This is a genomic window from Cupriavidus sp. SZY C1 (genome assembly GCF_032190535.1).
Lineage (GTDB): Bacteria > Pseudomonadota > Gammaproteobacteria > Burkholderiales > Burkholderiaceae > Cupriavidus > Cupriavidus pauculus_C.
This window is the reverse complement of the sequence record NZ_JAUANU010000007.1, coordinates 1-14799: the sequence shown is the minus strand read 5'-3', so window position 1 is coordinate 14799 and position 14799 is coordinate 1. Positions and strand designations below refer to the sequence as shown.

13 protein-coding genes are annotated in these 14799 nt (G+C 69.7%); 8 read left to right on the top strand and 5 right to left on the bottom strand.

Going from position 1 to position 14799, the window contains the following annotated elements; genetic code table 11:
• Nucleotides 1-87 precede the first annotated feature (87 nt).
• Complete coding sequence (locus QTN24_RS12700) at nt 88-741, bottom strand: LysE family transporter (protein ID WP_313837491.1); 654 nt, start codon at nt 739-741, stop codon at nt 88-90.
• A 28-nt stretch (nt 742-769) separates the two neighbouring features.
• Nucleotides 770-1378 carry a hypothetical protein gene (locus QTN24_RS12695; RefSeq protein ID WP_313837489.1) on the bottom strand — a complete coding sequence of 203 codons (609 nt, stop codon included), beginning with the start codon at nt 1376-1378 and terminating at the stop codon, nt 770-772.
• Nucleotides 1379-1495: 117 nt separating this feature from the next.
• Here QTN24_RS12695 and QTN24_RS12690 point away from each other — a divergent pair, with 117 nt between their 5' ends.
• The 3 genes from QTN24_RS12690 to QTN24_RS12680 all read left to right on the top strand — a co-directional run bounded on the left by QTN24_RS12690 (nt 1496) and on the right by QTN24_RS12680 (nt 4956).
• A complete protein-coding gene (locus QTN24_RS12690; RefSeq protein ID WP_124682601.1) occupies nt 1496-1990 on the top strand; it encodes a thioredoxin in 495 nt (164 codons plus the stop codon).
• Between the two features lie 132 nt (nt 1991-2122).
• Nucleotides 2123-2659 carry a TlpA disulfide reductase family protein gene (locus QTN24_RS12685; protein ID WP_124682602.1) on the top strand — a complete coding sequence of 179 codons (537 nt, stop codon included), beginning with the start codon at nt 2123-2125 and terminating at the stop codon, nt 2657-2659.
• A gap of 95 nt (nt 2660-2754) precedes the next feature.
• Entirely contained in the window at nt 2755-4956 is a 2202-nt protein-coding gene (locus QTN24_RS12680; RefSeq protein WP_313837485.1) for an ATP-dependent helicase, read from the top strand.
• 350 nt (nt 4957-5306) lie between these two features.
• Here the strand turns inward: QTN24_RS12680 and QTN24_RS12675 are convergent, their stop codons facing one another.
• From QTN24_RS12675 to QTN24_RS12665, 3 genes are all read right to left on the bottom strand, one after another.
• Nucleotides 5307-6629: a sigma-54-dependent transcriptional regulator gene (locus QTN24_RS12675; protein ID WP_124684990.1), complete on the bottom strand. Its 1323-nt coding sequence runs from the start codon at nt 6627-6629 to the stop codon at nt 5307-5309.
• 33 nt (nt 6630-6662) lie between these two features.
• Complete coding sequence (locus tag QTN24_RS12670) at nt 6663-8690, bottom strand: sensor histidine kinase (RefSeq protein ID WP_313837483.1); 2028 nt, start codon at nt 8688-8690, stop codon at nt 6663-6665.
• Between the two features lie 142 nt (nt 8691-8832).
• Entirely contained in the window at nt 8833-10122 is a 1290-nt protein-coding gene (locus QTN24_RS12665; protein ID WP_124682605.1) for a dicarboxylate/amino acid:cation symporter, read from the bottom strand.
• Nucleotides 10123-10595: 473 nt separating this feature from the next.
• On the opposite strand from QTN24_RS12665, the gene QTN24_RS12660 reads away from it, so the two are divergent.
• From QTN24_RS12660 to QTN24_RS12640, 5 genes are all read left to right on the top strand, one after another.
• Nucleotides 10596-10916 carry a (2Fe-2S) ferredoxin domain-containing protein gene (locus tag QTN24_RS12660; protein ID WP_124682606.1) on the top strand — a complete coding sequence of 107 codons (321 nt, stop codon included), beginning with the start codon at nt 10596-10598 and terminating at the stop codon, nt 10914-10916.
• Nucleotides 10917-10992: 76 nt separating this feature from the next.
• Complete coding sequence (locus QTN24_RS12655) at nt 10993-11637, top strand: alpha/beta hydrolase (protein WP_313837481.1); 645 nt, start codon at nt 10993-10995, stop codon at nt 11635-11637.
• 44 nt (nt 11638-11681) lie between these two features.
• Nucleotides 11682-12887, top strand: coding sequence for a D-alanyl-D-alanine carboxypeptidase family protein (locus QTN24_RS12650; protein WP_124682608.1), 1206 nt, complete (start codon nt 11682-11684; stop codon nt 12885-12887).
• A gap of 16 nt (nt 12888-12903) precedes the next feature.
• Nucleotides 12904-13212, top strand: coding sequence for a DUF493 family protein (locus QTN24_RS12645; protein ID WP_124682609.1), 309 nt, complete (start codon nt 12904-12906; stop codon nt 13210-13212).
• Between the two features lie 4 nt (nt 13213-13216).
• Nucleotides 13217-14410 carry a class I SAM-dependent rRNA methyltransferase gene (locus QTN24_RS12640; RefSeq protein ID WP_124682610.1) on the top strand — a complete coding sequence of 398 codons (1194 nt, stop codon included), beginning with the start codon at nt 13217-13219 and terminating at the stop codon, nt 14408-14410.
• The last annotated feature ends 389 nt before the right edge of the window (nt 14411-14799 follow it).

Genomic DNA, 14799 nt, shown 5'->3' with positions numbered 1-14799 from the left:
GGCCGGCATCGCGCATCTGGGTCTCCATGAATTCCAGGTCACTCCCATTGAAGCAAAGGCCGGCGCACTATGCCAGCGGCTTGCGGCTTACGCGTGGTGCCGGCGCACGAAGAACAGCGCCGTGCCCACCGCCACCAGCACGCCACCAAAGAAGCGGTTCTGCCAGCGTACGGCGCGCGCGTTGCGGAACAGGCCCTGCATCCGCGATGCCAGCAGCGCGTAGCCGTGCATCACGATCAGGTCCACGCAGCACATCGTGGCCGCCAGGATGGCGAGCTGGATGGCCAGCGGGTGGCCGGGGTCGATGAACTGCGGCAGCACGGCGACCATGAAGATGATGCCCTTCGGGTTGGTCACGTTGGTCAGCAGGCCCGTGGCAAAGCGCCGGCGCCGGCTCATCCCGGCCACGCGCACCGTGCCCGGCTGGCCGCCGGGGGCGTCGGCCGGGGCCGTCTCCACCCGGGCGCGCCATTGCTGGATGCCCAGGTAGATCAGGTACATCGCGCCGATGGTCTTGGCCACCAGGAACGCCTGCTCGGACGCCAGCAGCAGCGCGCCCAGCCCGCCGCCGGCCACCAGCAGGATGATGACCAGCCCGGTCTGCAGCCCCAGGATCGTCGTCGACGTCTTCTTCAGGCCATACGACAGCCCATGGCTCATCGACAGCACCGCGCCGGACCCCGGCGATACCGCGATCACCCAGCACGCGGCGAAATAGGCCAGCCACACTTCCCAACGCATCACTGCACTCCTCGATCCAGAAAAATGGTCAAAACGGATGAAAGCCGGTCAGGAACTGTTCGACCTGCTCGGCCTGGCGCGTATCGCGCGCGGCGTCGCCGGCTTCCAGCACCACGGCCTGGTAGACCCGTGCGCCCGACGCCACCAGCCGGGCCGTCAGCCGGCGCGGCGCCTTGTCCTGCGGCGAAACACCGGCGACGGTCAATTCCATCCCGTCGAGCGACACCGGCGGCTGGGCGGCCGACATCACCGTGACCGGCCGCGCGCTGGCCGGCTGGCCCGGCTGGGCGCCCAGGTTGGCCAGCAGCCCGGCCTGCATGGCGTCCAGCGCCTCGCGCCGCAGCGCGGCGTCGTCGCTGGGCAGCGTCACCACGCCCACGGCGAACAGCGTGCCGTCGATATTGGCCGCCTCCATCGTCATGGGCAGCTTGCGCCCCGCGATCGACACGTCGCGGGCCGCATTGGTCGGCTTGGCCGGATACAGCGCCGCGTACTTGCCGTCGCTGGACACGATCGTGCGCCAGTCATAGCGCGGCGTGCAGCCCGCGAGCGCCAGCCAGGCGGCGGCCAGCAGCAGCAGCAGCAGCAGGTGGCGCAGGCCGGGGCGGAAATGGGACGGGAACGGGGTCGGGGGCATCGGCAAGGTCGGCGCGATCGGGCGCAAGCCGCTATTATCCGGGAAGCCGCCCGGCCGCGCATCGCGCACGTTGCACCCGATGCCGCTGGCGGGCCGCCGCAAGTTCGTGAGGTGCCCATGTCCGTACGCCCCCTGCCCCGTTTCCTGTCTTCCGCGTTCGCCGCCGTGGCGCTGCTGGCCTGCGCCGGCGCCGCTGCCGCCACCGCCCACCTGCCGCCCGTGACCGATATCGGCGCCCAGTCCGCCGCGGCCGCGCGGCATGGAGAGCCGCTGGTGGTGCTGGTCAGCCTGCCCGGCTGCAGCTACTGCGACACGGTGCGGCGCAACTACCTGGGTCCGCAGCTCGCGGCCGGCGAGATTGCCGCGCGCGAGATCGACATGACCGCCGACACGCCGATCCGCGACGCCGACGGCACGATGACCACGGCCCGCCAGTGGGCCAGCGCGCGCAATATCTCGGTGGCGCCAACCGTGCTGTTCCTCGACCGCAACGGCCGCAACCTGGCCGCCCCGCTGCGCGGCATGCAGGCCGATTTCTACGGCGCCTACCTGGAGCAGGCCATCGACGAGGCACGCGCCAAGGTGGCCGCCAAGTCCGCCGCCCGCCCCTGAACCGGCGCGCGCGGCGAATTGCCGCAGCCGCGCACCGCCGCCCCGGCCGCGCTGCCGACGGCGGCGCCCGGCGGTAGAATGGCCGCTGTCCGCCGCTGGCTTCCGGGCCCTGGCCCCCAACCCCGTCATCCCATGTCCAATACCGCAACCCCCGCCCGCCCCGCGCGCAAGCGCTGGCCCATCGTCGCCGCGATCGTGATCGCCGCGGTGCTTGGCGTCTTTGGCTACCGGGCGATGACCCCGGCCAGCAGCGTCCCAGACGCCACCTTCACGCTGCTGTCGGGCCAGAAGGTCAGCACCGGCGACCTGAAGGGCAAGGTCTACCTGGTCAACTTCTGGGCCACGAGCTGCGTCACCTGCGTCAAGGAAATGCCGCAGATGATCGACACCTACAAGCAATACAAGGACAAGGGCCTGGACTTCGTGGCCGTGGCCATGAACTACGACCCGCCGATGTACGTGGCCAACTACGCCAGGACGCGCGAGTTGCCGTTCAAGGTGGCGATGGACTCGGACGGCTCGGCGGCCAAGGCGTTCGGCGACGTGCAACTGACGCCGACCACGTTCGTCGTCGACAAGAACGGGAAGATTCTCAAGCGCTACGTCGGCGAGCCCGAGTGGGACGCGCTGCACAAGCTGCTGGACGGCGCGCTGGCCAGCGCGGCCTGACGTAGCCGCCCCCCGAGCCAAAAAGGTGCCCATGCGGCACCTTTTTTGTTGCGCAGGCGCGCCGCGGGCGTCTGCGGCTTGCCAGCCAAAGCTGTATGGATATACAGTGGGCGCCAGATTTTTCTCATCCCGCCCAATACCATCGCGCCGTGTTGCCGGATCTCGTCCCCGAAGTTGCCCCGGATAACGCCCCGGAAGCCGCCCCCGATGCCCACGCCCCGGCCGGGGCCGGTTCGTCCGAGGCGTCCGAGGCGCCCGCCTATCTGTCCAAGCTGAACCCGGAACAGCGCGCCGCCGTGACATACGCGGGCGACGCCCCGCTGCTGATCATCGCCGGCGCGGGGTCGGGCAAGACCAATACGCTGGCGCACCGGGTGGCGCACCTCGTGGTCGGCGGCGCCGATCCGCGCCGTATCCTGCTGCTGACGTTCTCGCGCCGCGCCGCCGCCGAGATGGGGCGCCGCGTCGAGCGCATCGTCGACCAGGCGCTGGGCATCCAGTCCGGCGCGGGCCGCGCGGCACTGCAGTGGTCGGGCACGTTCCACGCCATCGGCGCCCGGCTGCTGCGCGAGTACGCCGAGACGCTGGGCCTGGCGCCGACCTTCACGATCAGCGACCGTGGCGACTCGGCAGACCTGATGCACGTGGTGCGCCACGACCTGGGCCTGTCCGAGCAGGCGTCGCGCTTCCCGCGCAAGGAAACCTGCCTGGCAATCTATTCGCGCGTGGTCAACACCCAGTTGCCGATCGAAGTGGTGCTCAAGACGCAGTTCCCGCGCTATGCGATGTGGGCCGACGCGCTCAAGACGCTGTTCGCCGCCTACGTCGAGGCCAAGCAGAAGCAGCAGGTGCTGGACTACGACGACCTGCTGCTCTACTGGGCGCAGGCGATGACCGAGCCCGCGCTGGCGCGCGACATGGGCGCGCGCTTCGACCACGTGCTGGTCGACGAATACCAGGACACCAACGCGCTGCAGGCGTCGATCCTGCTGGCGCTGAAACCCGACGGCCGCGGCCTGACCGTGGTGGGCGACGACGCCCAGTCGATCTACGCCTTCCGCGGCGCCACGGTGCGCAACATCCTCGATTTCCCCGCGCAGTTCACGCCGGCCGCGCAGCAGGTGACGCTGTCGCAGAACTACCGCTCCACGCAGCCGATCCTGCAGGCCGCCAATGCCGTGATCGGGCTGGCCGCCGAACGGTTCACCAAGGACCTCTGGTCGCTGCGCGAGTCGGCGGAAAAGCCGGGCGTGGTGGTGGTGAACGACGAGGCCGACCAGGCGCGCTACATCGTCGAGCAGATCCTGGCGCGCCGCGAGGCCGGGCTGGCGCTGATGCAGCAGGCCGTGCTGTTCCGCGCGGCCGACCACAGCGCGCAGGTGGAGATCGAACTGGCGCGCCGCAACATCCCGTTCGTGAAGTTTGGCGGCCTGAAATTCCTGGAATCGACCCACGTCAAGGACGTGATGGCCGTGGTGCGCTGGCTGGAAAACCCGCGCGACCGCATGGCCGGCTTCCGCACGCTGCAACTGCTGCCCGGCATCGGCCCCAAGACGGCCGCGCGCGTGCTGGAAGGGCTGGAAGCGGCCACCGAGCCGCTGGTGGCGCTGGAGGCGTTCGAAGCCCCGCCCGCGGCCGCGCCCGCCTGGCACGACCTGCTGGCGCTGGCGCGCACGCTGATGGCGCCGGCGTCGCCGTGGCCGTCGGAGTTCGAGCAGGTCATCGCCTGGTACCAGCCGCATCTGGAACGCATGCACGACGACGCCGCCGCGCGCCAGGCCGACCTGCAGCAGATCGAGCGCATTGCCGCCACGTACGCCTCGCGCGAGCGCTTTCTGACCGAGTTGACGCTGGACCCGCCCAGCGCATCGAGCGACGAATCGGGCGTACCGTCGCGCGACGAGGACTACCTGATCCTGTCCACGATCCATTCGGCCAAGGGCCAGGAATGGAAAGCCGTCTACGTGCTCAACGCCGTGGACGGCTGCATGCCGTCGGACCTGGCCACCGGCACCACCGAGGAAATCGAGGAGGAACGCCGCCTGCTGTACGTGGCCATGACCCGCGCGCGCGACCATCTGGACGTGGTGGTGCCGCAGCGCTTCTACGTCCACAACCAGGTGGGCTTCGGCGACCGCCACGTCTACGCGTCGCGCACGCGCTTCCTGCCGAACCGCGTGATGCCGAATTTCTACAGCCGGTCCTGGCCGCCCCCGCCCATGCTTGGCGAAGGCCAACCCAAGCCCGCGCTGCCCCAGGTCGACCTGGCCAGCCGGATGCGCGGGATGTGGAAGTAGCGGGGAGCCAGGCCAGCGTTTTCGCTGAGTTTTCGCTGGGTTTTCGCTCCCCTCTCCCGCCTGCGGGAGAGGGGTTGGGGGTGAGGGCCGGCGTGTCGAGATGCCACGGCGGCTATTTGCACCGCCTGGCCCTCTCCCCCGGCCCCTCTCCCGCGATGCGGGAGAGGGGAGAAACCCGGGAGCCAGGCCAGCGTTTTCGCTGGGTTTTCGCTCCCCTCTCCCGCCTGCGGGAGAGGGGTTGGGGGTGAGGGCCGGCGTGTCGAGATGCCACGGTGGCTATTTGCACCGCCTTGCCCTCTCCCCCAACCCCTCTCCCGCGATGCCGGCGAGGGGAGCAAACCCGGCAGCCCCTACAGCCCGTACCGCTTGATCTTGTCGTACAGCGTGGCCTTGCCGACCTGTAGCAGGTCGGCTGCCTGGCTGACCGCGCCGCCGGTGCGGGCCAGTGTGTCGGCAATGACGGCGCGTTCGTAGCGTTCCATGCGCTCGCGCAGCGGGGTGGTTTCGTCGGCGGATTCGGTGCGGGCGGCCTGGCCGCCTTCGGGTACGCCCAGCACCAGCCGGTCCGCCGCGTTGCGCAGTTCGCGCACGTTGCCGGGCCACGGGCGCTGCATGAGCTGCTGGCGCTGCATTTCCGACAGGATCGGCGCGGGCCGCTGGTAGCGCACGGCGGCCACCAGCATGAAATGCTCGAACAGCGGCACGATGTCCTCGCGGCGGTCGCGCAGCGGGGGCAGCGGGATCGTGACCACGTTCAGCCGGTACAGCAGGTCCTGCCGGAACGCGCCCTGCGCGACCAGCCCCTCCATGTCGCCCTTGGCGGCGGCGATGATCCGCACGTCGATCGGCAGCGACGCGTTCGAGCCCAGCCGCTCCAGCGTGCCCTCCTGCAGCACGCGCAGCAGCTTCACCTGCAGCGCCAGCGGCATGCTTTCGATCTCGTCCAGGAACAGCGTGCCGCCCGACGCATGCTCCAGCTTGCCGATGCGGCGCTTGCCGGCGCCGGTGAACGCCCCGGCCTCGTGGCCGAACATCTCGGACTCGAAGATGGCCTCGGGCACGGCACCGCAGTTCAGCGCGATGAACGGTGCGTCGCGGCGCGTGGACAGCGCGTGCAGGCTGCGCGCCACCAGTTCCTTGCCCGTGCCGGTCTCGCCGTTGATCATCACCGGCACGTCGGTCTCGGCCACGTTGGCGATCAGGTCGCGCACCTGGGCCATGGCCGGCGACCGGCCGATGATCCGCGTGCCGGCGGCCGGCCCGGCCAGTTCGCGGCGCAGCGCCACGTTTTCCAGTTCCAGCGCGCGGCGCTCCAGCGCCCGGCGCACGGTGTCGGTCAGGCGGTCGGCGCCGAACGGCTTCTCGATGAAGTCGTAGGCGCCTTCGCGCATCGCCTGCACGGCCATCGTGATGTCGCCATGGCCGGTGACCAGGATCACGGGCACGCCCGGCGCCACGTTGCGGCAGTGGTGCAGCAGGTCCAGCCCGCTGGCGCCCCCCAGCCGCACGTCGGTCACCAGCACGCCCGGGAAGTCGGCCGCCAGGTGCGGCATGGCCGCCTCGGCCGATGGCAGCGCCAGCACCGCGAACCCGGCCAGTTCCAGGCTCTGCGCCGTGGCCTGCCGCACCAGCGGCTCGTCCTCGACAAACAGCACCCGCAGCCCGTCTTGCATCGCAATCATGTCCTTTATCCCCATCACACCGCGCTACGCCGCCACCGGCTGGCGCGCCCGGCGCAGCGTCACCACGAATTCCGCGCCGCCGCCCGCGGCATTGCCGGCCACGAGCTGGCCGCCGAATTCGCGCACGATCGACGACGAGATCGCCAGCCCGAGGCCCAGCCCCTGACCGATCTCCTTGGTCGTATAGAACGGTTCGAACAGGTGCGGCAGCGCGTCCGGGGCGATGCCGGTGCCGTTGTCGTGCACGGCAATGCGCACGCGCTCGGCGTCGGCGTCGATGTCGATGCCGACGCGCCCGTCGGGGCGGCCCTGGGCGGCGATGGCGTCCAGCGCGTTGCCCACCAGGTTCAGCAGGACCTGTTCCAGCTTTAGTTCGTCGGCCCAGACGGCCAGGTCGCCCGCGTCGCCGTCCAGCCCGCGCACCGTCAGCGCCACCGGCCCCAGGCGTGGCGCGATGAGCTGCAGCACATGGTCCACCGCCGCGCGCACGGCCACCGCGTGGCGGCGCGGGCGCGCCTTGCCGGCGAACAGCTTCAACTGGCCCGTGATCTTGCCCATCCGCTCGGTCAGGTCGGCGATGGCCGACAGGTTGCCCGTGGCGGCGTCAAGCTGCCCGCGCTCCAGCAGCACGCGCGTGTTGTCCGAAAACGTGCGCAGCGCGGCCAGCGGCTGGTTCAGTTCGTGGGTGATGCCGGCGGCCATCTGACCCAGCGCGGCAAGCTTGCTGGCCTGCACCAGTTCGTCCTGCGTGGCGCGCAGCTCGCTTTCGGCGCGGGTGCGCTCGGCGACCTCGGCTTCGAGTTGTTCGTTGATGGCCATCAGGTCGGCGGTGCGGGCTTCCACGCGCCGCTCCAGCTCGTCATAGGCGGCCTCCAGCAGGCGCCGGCTGTAGAGCATGTCGCGCGCGCGCTGGCGGCGCTGGCGCAGGTTCACCAGCAGCAGGCAGACGCACGCGTAGGCCAGCGCCGCGCCGATCGTCGCGCTGCGGGCGTTGGCCAGCACCGGGTCCAGCGGGGCCATGACCTGCATGTTCCAGCCGGCCGGGCCCACCGCGCGGCTGATCTCCAGGTAGCGGTCGGCGCCGCCGCCGGACAGTTCGGCCAGGCTCCAGCCGATGCCGTCGATGCCGTCCGGCGCGGCCTCCGACGCGGCGGCATCGGCGCCGCCCCGGTCCGTCGGCCCCACGCGCACAAGCCGCTGGTTGTCCGCCAGCGTGTTGCGCGCCAGCCAGCGCATGACCGGCGACGTCAGCGGCTGCAGCGGCAGCGGCGTGACGTCGACATCGTGGTACTGGCGCGTGCGGTGCATTTCGGCCTGCAGCGCGGGCGGCAGCGGGCGCAGCGTGCGGTACTGCCAGCCCGGCACCGACGACAGGAAGATCACGCCATGGTCGTCGGACACCATCAGCGGCTCGCCACGGCCCGAACCGGCGCGCTGGAACCACTCCAGGTTCAGCTTCACGACGGTCACGCCAATCACCTTGCCGCCGGCCTCGATCGGCTGGGCGATGTAGTAGCCGGGCTCGTCGCTGGTGACGCCAATGGCGTAGAAGCGGCCCACCTGGCCGCGCGAGGCCATCTGGAAGTACGGGCGGAAGCGGTAGTCGGTGCCGACGAAGCTGCCCGGCTCGCCGTGGTTGCTGGCGGCCAGCGCCAGCCCGTTGGCGGCGATCACGTAGGTGGCCGACGCGCGGGCGCGGCCGTTCACCTCGGACAGGTAGTCGTTGACCGCCGCAATGCGCGCGGCGTCCTGCGGCGCGGCCAGCAGCGCCCGCACCGACGGGTGCAGCGACACCAGCGCGGGCAGGAATTCGTAGCGGTCCAGCGTGGATTCCAGCGTGCCGGCATAGCGGTCGGCCCGCATGGCGGTGGACTGCTGCAGCGCGGCGATTCCGCGCTGGACGGACACCAGCCACGTCAGCGCGCACAGCGCCAGCAGGCCCGCCACCAGCAGGACGGCAAAGCGCCACCAGCGCGCGGGGTTCTCCGGCGCGTGCACGGAGCCTGGCGCAGCGGAATCGTGCACGGCAAGGAAGTCGTCGGAATGGGGCATCGGCGCGCGGGGGAGCTGTCGCGCCGATGATACTCGCTGGCCGGCGCCCGGGTGGGGCTGGCCAGCGGGATGCGGGCCCGGGCCAGCCGCGCCCGGCTGGGGCCGCCCGGCGGGGGTGCCGGCGGCGGGCCCGGAGGTCACGTCAGGCGTTGGCGTCTGCCAGTTCGACGCTGTCATCGCCGCCCCCACGCAGCACGCGGTTCAGGCGGGCGCGGTCCAGCTCGCGTTCCCAGGCCGACACCACCACGGTGGCCACGCCGTTGCCGATGATGTTGGTCAGCGCGCGGCATTCGCTCATGAAACGGTCGATGCCCAGGATCAGCACCATGCCGGCCACCGGGATGGTCGGCACCACGGCCAGCGTGGCCGCCAGCGTGATGAAGCCGGAACCGGTGACGCCGCTGGCGCCCTTGGACGTCACCATGGCCACGGCCAGGATGGTCAGCTGCTGCAGCAGCGTCAGTTCGATGCCGGTGGCTTGCGCGATGAAGATCACGGCCATCGTCATGTAGATGTTGGTGCCGTCCAGGTTGAACGAGTAGCCCGTGGGCACCACCAGCCCCACCACCGACTTCGAGCAGCCCAGCTTTTCCATCTTCTCCATCAGGTGCGGCAGCGCGGCCTCCGACGAGCTGGTGCCCAGCACGATCAGCAGCTCTTCCTTGATGTACGCGACAAAGCGGATGATCGAGAAGCCCGTGAAGCGCGCCACGGTGCCCAGCACCACCAGCACGAACACGATGGCGGTGAAGTAGAACGTGCCGATCAGCTTCAGCAGCGGCACCAGCGAGCCCAGTCCGTACTTGCCGATGGTGAACGCCATGGCGCCGAACGCGCCGATCGGGGCCACCTTGGTGATCACGTGGACGATGTGGAAGAAGACCTTCGACACCTGGTCGACCATCTCGTGGATGACGCGCGCGCGGTCGCCCACCACGGCCAGCGCCGAGCCAAAGAACAGCGAGACCAGCAGGATCTGCAGGATGTCGCCGTTGGCGAACGCGCTGAAGATCGTGTCCGGGATGATGTGCATGAAGAACTCGACCGTGCTCTGGCCGTGCGCCTTCGACACGTACTGCGAGATCGACTTGGTGTCCAGCGTGGCCGGGTCGATGTTGAAGCCCACGCCGGGCTTGAGCACGTGCGAGGCAACCAGGCCGATCAGCAGCGCGAACGTGGAAACCACCTCGAAGTACAGCAGCGCCTTGCCGCCCACGCGGCCCACCTTCTTCATGTCGCGCATGCCGGCGATGCCGGACACCACGGTACAGAAGATGATCGGGCCGATGATCATCTTGATCAGCTTGATGAAAGCGTCGCCTAGCGGCTTCATCTCCACGCCGGTGGCCGGCGCGAAATGGCCGAGCAGGATGCCGATGGCGATGGCCGCCAGCACCTGCACGTACAGGATCTTGTAGAAGGGTTTCCTCATGATGTCTTCCTCGGTGTTTTGACCGGTGCCGGACGCTCGGCGGCGTCCACGTTGCGCGCCTGGGCCCGGAGGAGCCGGGGGGCGCGTCTGGACGTAACTATTTGCAACGGCCGTGCCACGGGGCGTGGCGCGGCCAAGTCGTTGATTTGCAAGGAAAGCGAGGCGGCGGTACGGCCCCACTGCTCCGGGATTCCGGAATTCCGGAATGGCCGGCTCCGGGGATCCGGACGCGGGGGGGGCGCCCGGCCGGCAGGGTTTCGGCCGAAAAGTGTCGCCGGAGGCATCCACCACGCCCGACCGGGGCCCGGCGGGTGGCATCCGGCATCGATCGATGGCGGCCATTCCGGATTTCCGGGCACCGGCGCGGCGGGGAACGCGTGGCGCGAGCACGTATAATTCCGACCTTCCCCGATTCACGCCGTGTCCCGGTGCCCGCTCCATGGCCCCGGCGCCGCGCAGTTCCGTTCGCCGCCATGAGCAGCTACTACAAACACCACGTTTTCTTCTGCCTGAACCAGCGCGACGACGGCAAGGCCTGCTGCGCCGACCACAACGCCCAGGCCATGCAGGAATACGCCAAGAAGCGCTGCAAGGCGCTGGGCATCGCCGGCGCCGAGGGCCGCGTGCGGATCAACAAGGCCGGCTGCCTGAACCGCTGTGAACTCGGCCCGGTGCTGGTGGTCTACCCCGAGGCCGTCTGGTACACGTTCGTCGACGAGCAGGACATCGACGAGATCATCGACAGCCATCTGGTCAACGGCAAGCCCGTTGAGCGCCTGATGGTGGATCGCTGAAGCCGCGTACCCGCAGGCCGTACCGGGTCCGATGCCCGGTTTTTTGTTGTGCCGTTGTTCCTCCTGCCCCGTCACCATGAACGCGCATACCCAGGTCACCACCATCGCCGGCCCCGTCGGCGCCATCGACATCTCGATCGATCTGCCCCAGAACGAACCCGTGCGCGGGCTGGCGCTCGTGGCGCACCCGCATCCGCTGTTCGCTGGCACCAAGGACAACAAGGTGGCCCAGACGCTGGCACGCACGTTCGTGGCGCTGGGCTACGCCACGGTGCGGCCGAACTTCCGCGGCGTGGGCGGCACGGCCGGCGAGCATGACCAGGGCATGGGCGAGCAGGACGACCTGCTGGCCGCGATCGACTGGATGCGCACCCAGACCGCGTGGTCGGCCGACGTGGCCGCGCTGCCGCTGGCGCTGGGCGGGTTCTCGTTCGGCAGCTTCGTGCAGACGCACGTGGCGCGCCGCCTGGCCGAAGCCGGCACGCCCGCGCAGCGGCTGGTGCTGGTGGGCACGGCCACGAGCCGCTGGGACGTGGCCACCGTGCCGGCCGACACCATCGTGATCCATGGCGAGCAGGACGACACCGTGCCGCTGGCCAGCGTGCTGGACTGGGCGCGCCCGCAGGAGCTGCCGGTCATCGTCATTCCCGGCGCCGACCACTTTTTTCATCGCAAGCTGCACCTGATCAAGCAGCTTGTCGTCAGCGCGTGGGAACGGTGAACCGTCCCGCCCGCGCTTCTCTTTTTCTCGTTGGATAACCGCATATGCTGAACAGAGCCACGCCGCACTTCGCATCCGCCCTTGCTCCCGTCGCCGTTGCCGCGACGCTCGCCGCCGCGCTTGCCGCCGCCCCCGCCGCCGTGCTGGCGCAGGGCGTGCCGATGCCGCAGGTGGCCGCCAAGTCCTGGATGCTGTACGACGTGACCAGCGGCCAGGCCCTGGCCGCCCAGAACGCCGACCTGCGCATCGAGCCCGCGTCGCTGACCAAGCTGATGACCGCCTACCTGGCGTTCGAGGCGCTCAAGGAAAAGCGCCTGACGCTGGACCAGACCGTGACGCCCACCGAGATCGTGCGCAAGGTCAAAAGCGATGAGTCGCGCATGTTCATCGAGGCCGGCAAGCCGGTCACCGTCAACGACCTGCTGCTGGGCCTGATCGTGCAGTCGGGCAACGACGCCGCGCTGGCGCTGGCCGAGGCCGTGGGCGGGTCCGAGGACGGCTTTGTCGCGATGATGAACCGCGAGGCCCAGCGCATGGGCATGAAGGGCACGCACTTCACCAACACCGACGGCGTGCCCGACCCGAACCACTACACCACGGCGGTGGACCTGGCCACGCTGACCACGCGCCTGATCAAGGACTTCCCCGAGTACTACGCGATGTACTCGCAGAAGGAGTTCACCTATAACAAGATCAGGCAGCCCAACCGCAACCGCCTGCTGTACATCGACCCGACCGTGGACGGCGTGAAGACCGGCCACACCAAGTCCGCCGGCTACTGCCTGATCTCGTCGGCCCAGCGCCCGCTGGCCAACGTGCCGAACGGCCAGCGCCGCCTGGTGTCGATCGTGATCGGCACGGCGTCCGAGCAGATCCGCACGCAGGAAAGCCTGAAGATCCTGAACTACGGCTTCCAGTTCTTCGACACGTTGCGCCTGTACGACAAGGGCCAGGTGCTGGCCACGCCCGACATCTACAAGGGCCGCGCCAGCACGGTCAAGATCGGCGTGGCCAACGAGACGTTCGTCACGGTGCCCAAGGGCACGGGCGGGCGCCTGAAGCCGGTGCTGGAGCGCCAGGAGCTGCTGATCGCCCCGATCGCGGCCGGCCAGCAGGTGGGCACGGTCAAGCTGATGGACGGCAACAACAAGGTGGGCGAATTCCCCGTGGTGGCGCTGGAAGAAGTGCCAGAGGCCGGCTTCTTCGGCCGGCTGTGGGATACGATCCGCCTCTGGTTCAAGCGCAAGTAACGCCTCAGGTGCTGACATGACGACAGATTCCAAAGACGGTCCGCTGATCCCGGGCGACATCCCGCCCGAGCAGTCGCTGATCGAATATCCGAGCGATTTCCCCATCAAGGTCATGGGCGCGATGCAGGACGGCTTTGCCGAGGCCATCGTGACGCTGCTGCAGGAGTTCGACCCGAACTTCCACGCCGGCAAGATGGAGATGCGCCCGTCCCGCAACGGCAACTACCTGGGGCTGACCGTGACTGTCTGGGTCACCAGCCGCGACCACCTGGACAGCGTGTACCGCGCGCTGACGTCGCACCCGATGGTCAAGGTGGTGCTGTAGCCACATGAACGTCATCACCCTGAAGCCGGGCAAGGAAAAGTCCTTGCTGCGGCGCCATCCGTGGGTCTACGCCACGGGCATCGCCTCCACCGAGGGCCGCTGCGAGCCGGGCGCCACCGTGGTCATCCGCAGCGCGGACGGCCGATTCCTGGCGCGCGGCGCCTACAGCCCGGAGTCGCAGATCCGCGCGCGCGTGTGGACCTTCGACGAGAACGAGCCGGTGGACCACGCCATGTTCAAGCGCCGCGTGGCGGCCGCCATGGCGCACCGCAAGCGCTGGGTGCGCGACACCGACGCCGTGCGCCTGGTGTTCGGCGAATCGGACCGCCTGCCGGGCCTGATCGTCGACTACTACGGCCAGGGCGAGACCGGCCAGCTCGTCTGCCAGTTCAACGCCGCCGGCGTGGAGCAGTGGAAGGACGCGCTGGTGCAGGCGCTGGTCAAGGAAACGGGCTGCCCGAACGTCTACGAGCGCTCCGACGCCGCCGTGCGCCAGCGCGAGGGCCTGGAGCTGGTGACCGGCGTGCTGGCCGGCGCCGAACCGGACCCGCAGTTGTCGGTGACCGAACACGGCGTGCGCTACTACGTGGACGTGCGCAACGGCCACAAGACCGGCTTCTACGTCGACCAGCGCGACAACCGCAAGCTGGTGGGCGACCTGGCCGAGGGCCGCGAGGTGCTGAACTGCTTCTGCTACACGGGCGGCTTCTCGCTGGCCGCGCTGCGCGGCGGCGCGAAGGCGGTCACGTCGATCGATTCGTCTGGCGAGGCGCTGAAGATTGCCGCCGGCAACGTGACGCTGAACGGCTTCGACCCGGACCGGGCCACGTGGCTGGACGCCGACGTCTTCAAGACGCTGCGCGAATTCCGCGCCGAGGGCCGCCAGTTCGACCTGATCGTGCTGGACCCGCCCAAGTTCGCGCCATCGGCCCAGCACATCGACCGCGCCGCGCGGGCCTACAAGGAGATCAACCTTGTGGGCATGCAGCTGCTGCGGCCGGGCGGCCTGCTGTTCACGTACTCGTGCTCGGGCGCCATCAGCATGGAGCTGTTCCAGAAGATCGTGGCCGGCGCCGCCACCGACGCCCGCGCCGATGCCCGCATCCTGCGCCGGCTGTCGGCGGGCACCGACCACCCGATGTCGGCAGCCTTCCCCGAAGGCGAATACCTGAAGGGCCTGCTGCTGGAAAAGGTCTGAGCCCCGGATTTACCGGAACTGCCTCGGAACTGTCTTCTGGTGGTCACATACGCCCTCTAACATTCGTCTCGCGGTAAGGCATTGGCAGGTGCCTGACCGTCTCTTCTTATCAGTCTTCGTGGTAATCACCCCGCTCTTGCAGCGGGGTTTTTTTTGGGCGTGGGGCAAGCCGATCGCGCCTTGTTGCCTCCCCTCTCCCGCGCGCGGGAGAGGGGCCGGGGGAGAGGGCCGGCGGTGCCAATTGCCACAGGTCGGCAAGCAGAGCCTCGACGCCCCCCCCCCCCCCCCCCCACCCCCCCCCCCGGGGGGGGGGCCACCCCCCCCCCCCCCCCCCCCCCCCCCCCCCCCCCCCCCCCCCGCGCCCGGGGCCGCCCCCCCCCCCCCACACA

Coding starts and splice junctions, on each gene's coding strand:
- QTN24_RS12695 (WP_313837489.1), bottom strand. CDS start 1,378: ATGCCCCCGACCCCGTTCCCGTCCCATTTCCGCCCCGGCCTGCGCCAC.
- QTN24_RS12680 (WP_313837485.1), top strand. CDS start 2,755: ATGGATATACAGTGGGCGCCAGATTTTTCTCATCCCGCCCAATACCAT.
- QTN24_RS12665 (WP_124682605.1), bottom strand. CDS start 10,122: ATGAGGAAACCCTTCTACAAGATCCTGTACGTGCAGGTGCTGGCGGCC.
- QTN24_RS12655 (WP_313837481.1), top strand. CDS start 10,993: ATGAACGCGCATACCCAGGTCACCACCATCGCCGGCCCCGTCGGCGCC.
- QTN24_RS12660 (WP_124682606.1), top strand. CDS start 10,596: ATGAGCAGCTACTACAAACACCACGTTTTCTTCTGCCTGAACCAGCGC.
- QTN24_RS12690 (WP_124682601.1), top strand. CDS start 1,496: ATGTCCGTACGCCCCCTGCCCCGTTTCCTGTCTTCCGCGTTCGCCGCC.
- QTN24_RS12700 (WP_313837491.1), bottom strand. CDS start 741: ATGCGTTGGGAAGTGTGGCTGGCCTATTTCGCCGCGTGCTGGGTGATC.
- QTN24_RS12640 (WP_124682610.1), top strand. CDS start 13,217: ATGAACGTCATCACCCTGAAGCCGGGCAAGGAAAAGTCCTTGCTGCGG.
- QTN24_RS12670 (WP_313837483.1), bottom strand. CDS start 8,690: ATGCCCCATTCCGACGACTTCCTTGCCGTGCACGATTCCGCTGCGCCA.
- QTN24_RS12650 (WP_124682608.1), top strand. CDS start 11,682: ATGCTGAACAGAGCCACGCCGCACTTCGCATCCGCCCTTGCTCCCGTC.
- QTN24_RS12675 (WP_124684990.1), bottom strand. CDS start 6,629: ATGCAAGACGGGCTGCGGGTGCTGTTTGTCGAGGACGAGCCGCTGGTG.
- QTN24_RS12645 (WP_124682609.1), top strand. CDS start 12,904: ATGACGACAGATTCCAAAGACGGTCCGCTGATCCCGGGCGACATCCCG.
- QTN24_RS12685 (WP_124682602.1), top strand. CDS start 2,123: ATGTCCAATACCGCAACCCCCGCCCGCCCCGCGCGCAAGCGCTGGCCC.